The 1,599-nt window shown below is 65.0% G+C and carries 1 protein-coding gene; it reads right to left on the bottom strand.

Annotated features, from left to right (window positions below; genetic code table 11):
- Positions 1-3: 3 nt before the first annotated feature.
- The coding region (locus CH295_RS27315; protein ID WP_212556231.1) for an acyl-CoA carboxylase subunit beta at positions 4-1,599 on the bottom strand (1,596 nt) is incomplete at its 5' end.

Here is a 1,599-nt window from a genome sequence, read left to right as displayed (position 1 = left end):
CGCTCATAGGGGGATGTTTCCGTGTTTCTTGGGTGGGAGGGTGACTTGTTTGCGTTCGAGCAGTCGTAGGGCGGTGACGATCTGGCCGCGGGTGTGGCTGGGGGGTATGACGGCGTCGAGGTAGCCGCGTTCGGCGGCGATGTAGGGGTTGACGAGGGTGTCTTCGTATTCCTGCTGCAGTGTCAGGCGGAGGGCGTCGACGTCTTCCCCGTTCTTCGCTGCCTCGAGCAGTTGTTTGCGGTAGACGAACCCGACAGCGCCGGAGGCTCCCATGACGGCGATCTGCGCGGTCGGCCAGGCGAGGTTGACGTCGGCTCCCATGTGCTTGGAGCCCATCACGTCGTACGCCCCGCCGTACGCCTTACGCGTGATGACGGTGATCTTCCCGACGGTCGCTTCGCCGTAGGCGTAGAGCAGTTTCGCGCCGCGTCGGATGATGCCGTTGTATTCCTGCCCGGTGCCGGGCAGGAACCCGGGCACATCGACCAGGGTGATGATCGGGACGTTGAAGCAGTCGCAGGTGCGCACGAAGCGGGCTGCTTTCTCGGAGGCATCGATGTCGAGGGTCCCCGCGAACTGGGTGGGTTGGTTGGCGACGATCCCCACCGAGCGGCCGTCGATGCGCCCGAATCCGACGATGATGTTGCGGGCCCGGCCCTCCTGCACCTCCAAGAACTCGTCGTCGTCGAGGATCCTGGTGATGACCTCGTGCATGTCGTAGGGGGTGTTCGGTGAGTCGGGGATCAGGGTGTCGAGTTCGAGGTCCTCGGCGGTGAGCGAGTCGGCGATCGATCCGGTGATCGGGTCCGACGGTGCGGTGCGGGGGGCGTCGGCGCGATTGTTCGACGGCAGATACGACAGGAGGTCGCGGACGTAGTCGAGGGCGTCTTGTTCGCCGGAGGCGACGTAGTGCGCGACCCCGGATTTCTCCATGTGGGTGGTGGCGCCGCCGAGTTCTTCCATGGTGACGTTTTCGCCGGTGACGGTTTTGATGACGTCGGGGCCGGTGACGAACATCTGGCTCGTGCCGTCGACCATGACCACGAAGTCGGTCAGGGCCGGGGAGTAGACGTGCCCGCCGGCGGCGGGTCCCATGATCACCGAGATCTGTGGGATCACTCCGGAGGCGCGGACGTTGCGGTGGAAGATCTCGCCGTACAGTCCGAGGGAGACGACCCCTTCCTGGATGCGGGCTCCGGCACCTTCGTTGATGCCGACCAGGGGGCGTCCGGTCTTGACGGCCAGGTCCATGACCTTGACGATCTTCTCGCCGTAGATTTCACCCAACGAGCCTCCGAAGACGGTCGCGTCCTGGGAGAACACGCACACATCGCGGCCGTCGACGGTGCCGTAGCCGGTGACGACGCCGTCACCGAAGGGTCGGTTGTCGGCCAATCCGAAGTTCTGGGAGCGGTGCCGGGCGAGGGCGTCGAGTTCGACGAACGAGCCCTCGTCGAGCAACGCGGTGATCCGCTCACGGGCGGTCAGCTTGCCCTTGGCGTGGACCTTGTCCACCGCCGCCTCACCGGAGGGAATCTCCGCAACCGCGAGACGTTTACGAAGATCGGCCAATTTACCCGCAGTCGTATGAATATCGGG

The organism is Rhodococcus sp. 14-2483-1-2, from assembly GCF_002259405.1.
Taxonomy (GTDB): Bacteria; Actinomycetota; Actinomycetes; order Mycobacteriales; family Mycobacteriaceae; genus Rhodococcoides.
The sequence above is the reverse complement of the archived record's forward strand: the minus strand, read 5'-3'. Positions and strand labels throughout refer to the sequence as shown.